The organism is Parvibaculum sp. (assembly GCF_035511255.1).
GTDB lineage: Bacteria > Pseudomonadota > Alphaproteobacteria > Parvibaculales > Parvibaculaceae > Parvibaculum.
This window is the reverse complement of the sequence record NZ_DATKFR010000433.1, coordinates 1-5,688: the sequence shown is the minus strand read 5'-3', so window position 1 is coordinate 5,688 and position 5,688 is coordinate 1. Positions and strand designations below refer to the sequence as shown.

Below are 5,688 nucleotides of genomic sequence, written 5' to 3'. Positions count from 1 at the left end.
GCGACCCGCGCCACTTTCGGGACGGTGCGCGAGCGCCTATACAGAACGGGCTCGCACGGCCTGCCGCACAGAGAAGAGGACCTTTGAGATGGGAAAAGTAATCGGCATCGACCTTGGCACGACAAACTCGTGTGTCGCGGTCATGGATGGTTCCACGCCGAAAGTGATCGAGAATTCCGAAGGCCTGCGGACGACGCCGTCGATCGTGGCCTTCACTCAGGACGGCGAGCGACTCGTCGGCCAATCGGCGAAACGCCAGGCCGTCACCAACCCGACCAACACCTTCTTCGCGATCAAGCGGCTCATCGGCCGCTCCTATGACGACCCGACCACCCAGAAGGACAAGGGGATGGTCCCCTACGACATCGTCCGCGCGCCGAACGGCGACGCCTGGGTCGAGGCCAATGGCGAGAAATATTCGCCCTCGCAGATTTCCGCCTTCACGCTGCAGAAGATGAAGGAAACGGCCGAGGCCTATCTCGGCGAAAAGGTGACGCAGGCCGTCATCACCGTGCCCGCCTATTTCAACGACGCCCAGCGCCAGGCGACCAAGGACGCCGGCAAGATCGCGGGCCTCGATGTGCTGCGCATCATCAACGAACCGACGGCGGCGGCGCTCGCCTATGGTCTCGACCGCAAGGCCGGCGAGATCATCGCGGTCTACGATCTCGGCGGCGGCACCTTCGATATTTCCATTCTTGAAATCGGCGACGGCGTCTTCGAGGTGAAAGCCACCAATGGCGACACGTTCCTCGGCGGCGAAGACTTCGACATGCGTCTCGTCAACTATCTCGCCGACGAGTTCAAGAAAGAAAACGGCATCGACCTTCGCGGCGACAAGCTCGCGCTGCAGCGTCTGAAGGAAGCGGCCGAAAAGGCGAAGATCGAGCTCTCCTCGGCGCAGCAGACGGAAGTGAACCTCCCCTTCATCACGGCGGATGCCTCCGGTCCGAAGCATCTGACGATGAAGCTCACCCGCGCCAAGCTCGAAGCGCTTGTGGAAGATCTGATCCAGCGCACCATCGAACCCTGCAAGAAGGCGCTCAAGGATGCCGGCGTGACGGCGGCGCAGATCGACGAGATCGTTCTCGTCGGCGGCCAGATCCGCATGCCGAAAATCCAGGACGTGGTGAAGCAGTTTTTCGGCAAGGAACCGAACAAGTCGGTAAACCCCGACGAAGTCGTCGCCATGGGCGCCGCCATTCAGGCCGGCGTGCTGCAGGGCGACGTCAAGGACGTGCTGCTCCTCGACGTGACGCCCTTGTCGCTCGGCATCGAAACGCTGGGCGGCGTCTTCACGCGCCTCATCGACCGAAACACGACGATCCCGACCAAGAAGTCGCAGACCTTCTCCACCGCCGACGACAACCAGTCGGCCGTGACGATCCGCGTCTTCCAGGGCGAGCGCGAAATGGCCGCCGACAACAAGCTGCTCGGCCAGTTCGATCTGATCGGCATTCCGCCGGCGCCGCGCGGCGTGCCGCAGGTCGAAGTCACCTTCGACATCGACGCCAACGGCATCGTCAACGTGTCGGCGAAGGACAAGGCGACCAACAAGGAACAGTCGATCCGCATCCAGGCTTCGGGCGGTCTGTCGGAAAAAGACATCGAGCAGATGGTGAAGGACGCCGAAGCTCATGCCGCCGAGGACAAGAAGAAGCGCGAGGAGGTCGAGACGCGCAACCACGCCGAAGCGCTCGTCCATTCGACCGAGAAGACGCTGGCCGAAAATGCCGACAAGGTGTCGGCCGACGTGAAGGGCGAGATCGAAGCCGCCGTCGAGGCGCTCAAAACGGCGCTGAAGGACGGTTCGGCCGACGACGTCAAGGCGAAGACGCAGGAATTGACGCAAGTCGCGATGAAGCTCGGCGAGGCCATCTACAAGGCCGCGCAGGACGAGAGCGCGGCCGGCGATGGCGGCCCGTCGAGCAGCAATGCCGACGATGTCGTCGATGCCGACTTCGAGGAAGTCGACGAAAACAAGCGGGACGACAAGAACTGAGCCGATTCTCCAGGCGGGCTTGTCCCATGTCGTTCACCCCTTACACGCATGACAACGCCCCGGTGAGTTTCGGCTCGCCGGGGCGTCGCTCTGTGAGACCCTGATCAATGTCCAAACGTGATTTCTACGAAGTGCTGGGTGTCGCGCGGAACGCGACCGCCGACGAGATGAAGAAGGCCTATCGCGCCAAGGCGAAGGAGCTTCACCCCGACCGCAATCCCGGCGACAAGGAAGCGGAGACGAAGTTCAAGGAACTGAACGAAGCCTATGACGTGCTGAAGGACGAGCAGAGCCGGGCGGCCTACGACCAATTCGGCCATGCCGCCTTCGACGGCAGCGCCGGCGCGCGCGGCGGTCCGGGCGGCTTCAGCGGCGATTTCTCGGCGTCGATGTCCGATATCTTCGACGATCTCTTCGGCGAGTTCATGGGCGGGCGGCGCGGGCGGCGGAGCGACGGCGGCAAGGCGCGCGGCCAGGACCTTCGCTACAACATGGAGATCAGCCTCGAAGAGGCATACGAGGGCAAGAAAGCGCAGATCCGCGTGCCGTCCTCGGTGTCCTGCGAGACCTGTCACGGCTCGGGCGCGGAGCCCGGCTCACAACCCGTCACCTGCACGACCTGCCAGGGCGCCGGCAAGGTGCGCGCGACGCAGGGCTTCTTCACGGTGGAGCGAACCTGTCCGACCTGCCATGGCCGGGGCCAGACTATCGAGAAGCCTTGCCATACCTGCCACGGCGCCGGCCGCGTCGAGCGCGAGCGCACGCTCTCGGTCAATATCCCGGCGGGCGTCGAGGACGGCACGCGCATCCGGCTCAGCGGCGAAGGCGAGGCGGGCCTGCGCGGCGGGCCTTCGGGCGACCTTTATATTTTCCTCTCGGTCAGGCCGCATCCGATTTTCCAGCGCGATGGCGCCGATCTCTTCTGCCGGGTGCCGATCTCGATGACCACGGCCGCGCTCGGCGGCGAGATCGAGGTGCCGACGCTCAACGGCAAGCGCGTGAAGCTGAAGGTTCCCGAAGGCAGCCAGACGGGGCGGCAATTCCGCCTCAAGGACAAGGGCATGCCGGTGATCAATTCGCGCGAAATCGGCGACCTCTATATCCAGACGACCGTCGAGACGCCGGTCCACCTTTCGAAGAAGCAGAAGGAATTGCTGCGGGAATTCGAGAAGGCGTCGAGCAGCGAGACCAATCCGGAGAGTTCGGGCTTCTTTGCCCGGGTGAAGGAATTCTGGGACGGGTTTCAGAGCTGAGTGAGGCGACACGGAACGGCTTTGCGTTACTATCGGGACCCCGCAATTCCAGCGGGGTCCTTTTTCATTCGGGTTGCCATGCAAGCCTATCTGCTGCCGATCGGCCTTCTCACCCTTTCCAATCTCTTCATGACGACCGCCTGGTACTGGCATCTGAAGTACAAGGCGACGCCGCTCGTCATGGTGATCGCGATCAGCTGGGGGCTCGCACTTTTTGAATATTGCCTCGCGGTCCCCGCGAACCGCTTCGGTTCGTCGGTCTATTCGGCGACGCAACTCAAGACGATTCAGGAAGTCATTACGCTCACCGTCTTTGTCGGCTTCTCGGCGTTTTATCTCGGCCAGGCGCCGACATGGAATACGGCCATCGGCTTTGCGCTGATCGCGGCCGGCGCGTGGTTTATTTTCCGCGGATGAGGAGCTTCGAGGGGCCTCTCTTCGATGCAAAGACCGGGTCGGCGGCCGGATTTACCTCGCGGGGAGGGCCTGATATACCCGCCGCCTGAGGTTTCATGCCGGGCAGGATCATGACGCAGGATGTGAAGATCGCGGTGACGGGCTGCGCGGGCCGGATGGGCCGCACGCTGCTGAAGCTCATCCATGAGACCGAAGGCGCGACGCTCGCCGGCGGCATCGAGGCCAAGGGCAGCCCCCATGTCGGCGCCGATCTCGGGACGCTGGCGGGGCTTGCCGCGCCGCTCGGCATCGCGGCGTCGGACGACGCGCTCGCCGTCATCGGGCAAGCCGACGCGCTGATCGATTTCTCGGTGCCGCGCGCCAGCGTCGAATTCGCCGGGCTCGCGGCGCAAGCCCGCATCGTTCATGTGATCGGCACGACCGGTATCGAGGACGCGGACGAGGCGCGGATCGCGGCGGCGGCGCGGCACGCCACCATCGTCAAGGCCGGCAATATGAGCCTCGGGGTCAATCTGCTCGCGGCACTCGTCCGCCAGGCGGCGAAGGCGCTCGATCCCTCCTGGGATATCGAGATCGTCGAAATGCACCATCGCCACAAGGTCGACGCGCCGTCCGGCACCGCCCTCCTTCTCGGCGAGGCGGCGGCGGAAGGCCGCGGCATTACGCTCGGCAATCATTCCGAACGCGGACGTGACGGCATTACCGGCGCGCGCGAGGAAGGCGCGATCGGCTTTGCGAGCCTCAGGGGCGGCAGCGTCGTCGGCGACCATCAGGTGATCTTCGCCGGGCCGTCGGAGCGCATCGTGCTCGGGCACGTTGCCGAGGACCGCGCGATTTTCGCCCGCGGCGCGATCCGCGCGGCCATGTGGGGCCAGGGCAAGGGACCGGGGCTCTTCAGCATGGCCGACGTTCTCGGCATCCAGTAAATCAGTCTACGAATAAAGGAAAATCAAAGTGTCGAACCTGCTTGTTCTCGTCCGCCACGGACAAAGCGAATGGAACGAGAAAAACCTCTTCACGGGCTGGCGCGATCCCGGCCTCACCGAACAGGGCAAGCGCGAAGCGCGTGAGGCGGGCCGGGCGCTGAAGGATAAAGGCTACCAATTCGACGTCGCATATACCTCGGCGCTGTCGCGCGCGCAGGAGACGAACCGCATTCTGCTGGAGGAACTCGGCCAGCCGAATTTGCCCGTCGTCAAGGATCAGGCTTTGAACGAGCGCGATTACGGCGATCTCTCCGGTCTCAACAAGGACGATGCGCGGGCGAAATGGGGCGAGGAACAGGTGCATATCTGGCGCCGCTCCTACGATATTCCGCCGCCCGGCGGCGAGAGCCTGAAGGACACGGCGGCGCGCGTCCTGCCCTATTTCGAAAAGGAAATCCTGCCGCGCGTGCTGAAAGGCGAGCGTGTGCTGGTCGCGGCGCATGGCAACTCGCTCCGCGCGCTGGTGATGGTGCTCGACAAACTCAATCAGGAAGAGGTCATTGCGCTCAACATCGGCACCGGTGCGCCGATCGTTTATGAGCTCGACGACAAGGGGAATGTCCTGAAGAAGACGGATCTGATCGAGCGCGAGGCGCATTGACCGAACTTACCTCCCCCCTTGAGGGGAGGTCGATCAGCAAAGCTGATCGGGTGGGGGGTCTTCTTCGAGAGACTCTTCCTTGCAGCCTACCCCCCTCCCAACCCTCCCCCTCAAGGGGGGAGGGCTTCAGATCGAAGGCGTCTTCAGTTCAATGAGCGCGCGGTTCAATGCCTTCGCGAAGTCGATCCGCTCCGCCGGCGAGAGGCAATGCGCGATCTCGAGCGCCTTCCCGTGCGAGACGAGATAGATGTCTTTGGTCTCGTCGGGATGCTCGACCGTTTCGAGCCGCACCCAATAAGGCTGGAAGCTCCAGGCGCGGGCGCGTCCCTTCTGGTCCACGTGCCGGACACGCAACTCGTTATCGGAAAGCTGCACCGTCTCATGGGCACGGGCGGCGCGGTAGTTGGCGTGGAAAGCCCAATAAACAAG

At 63.7% G+C, this 5,688-nt stretch carries 6 protein-coding genes; 5 read left to right on the top strand and 1 reads right to left on the bottom strand.

Annotated features, from left to right (window positions below; translation table 11 throughout):
• The first annotated feature begins 88 nt into the window (after nt 1-88).
• The 5 genes from dnaK to VMR03_RS16370 all read left to right on the top strand — a co-directional run bounded on the left by dnaK (nt 89) and on the right by VMR03_RS16370 (nt 5,259).
• Complete coding sequence (gene dnaK, locus VMR03_RS16390) at nt 89-2,002, top strand: molecular chaperone DnaK (RefSeq protein WP_325407111.1); 1,914 nt, start codon at nt 89-91, stop codon at nt 2,000-2,002.
• A gap of 107 nt (nt 2,003-2,109) precedes the next feature.
• Nucleotides 2,110-3,255 carry a molecular chaperone DnaJ gene (gene dnaJ / locus VMR03_RS16385; RefSeq protein ID WP_325407109.1) on the top strand — a complete coding sequence of 382 codons (1,146 nt, stop codon included), beginning with the start codon at nt 2,110-2,112 and terminating at the stop codon, nt 3,253-3,255.
• A 78-nt stretch (nt 3,256-3,333) separates the two neighbouring features.
• The gene (locus VMR03_RS16380) at nt 3,334-3,672 is read left to right on the top strand and encodes a DMT family protein (protein ID WP_325407107.1); all 339 of its coding nucleotides are present in this window, start codon (nt 3,334-3,336) and stop codon (nt 3,670-3,672) included.
• Nucleotides 3,673-3,767: 95 nt separating this feature from the next.
• On the top strand, nt 3,768-4,598 hold the full coding sequence (dapB, locus tag VMR03_RS16375; protein ID WP_414693194.1) for a 4-hydroxy-tetrahydrodipicolinate reductase: 831 nt from the start codon (nt 3,768-3,770) through the stop codon (nt 4,596-4,598).
• 28 nt (nt 4,599-4,626) lie between these two features.
• Nucleotides 4,627-5,259: a 2,3-bisphosphoglycerate-dependent phosphoglycerate mutase gene (locus VMR03_RS16370; protein ID WP_325407105.1), complete on the top strand. Its 633-nt coding sequence runs from the start codon at nt 4,627-4,629 to the stop codon at nt 5,257-5,259.
• A gap of 126 nt (nt 5,260-5,385) precedes the next feature.
• Here VMR03_RS16370 and VMR03_RS16365 read toward each other — a convergent pair.
• A partial coding sequence (locus VMR03_RS16365) for a DUF2244 domain-containing protein (RefSeq protein WP_325407103.1) occupies nt 5,386-5,688 on the bottom strand: 303 nt, incomplete at its 5' end.

What these genes read in the sequence shown, in the direction of transcription:
- dnaK (WP_325407111.1), top strand. Translation starts at nt 89, where the DNA reads ATGGGAAAAGTAATCGGCATCGACCTTGGCACGACAAACTCGTGTGTC.
- dnaJ (WP_325407109.1), top strand. Translation starts at nt 2,110, where the DNA reads ATGTCCAAACGTGATTTCTACGAAGTGCTGGGTGTCGCGCGGAACGCG.
- VMR03_RS16380 (WP_325407107.1), top strand. Translation starts at nt 3,334, where the DNA reads ATGCAAGCCTATCTGCTGCCGATCGGCCTTCTCACCCTTTCCAATCTC.
- dapB (WP_414693194.1), top strand. Translation starts at nt 3,768, where the DNA reads ATGCCGGGCAGGATCATGACGCAGGATGTGAAGATCGCGGTGACGGGC.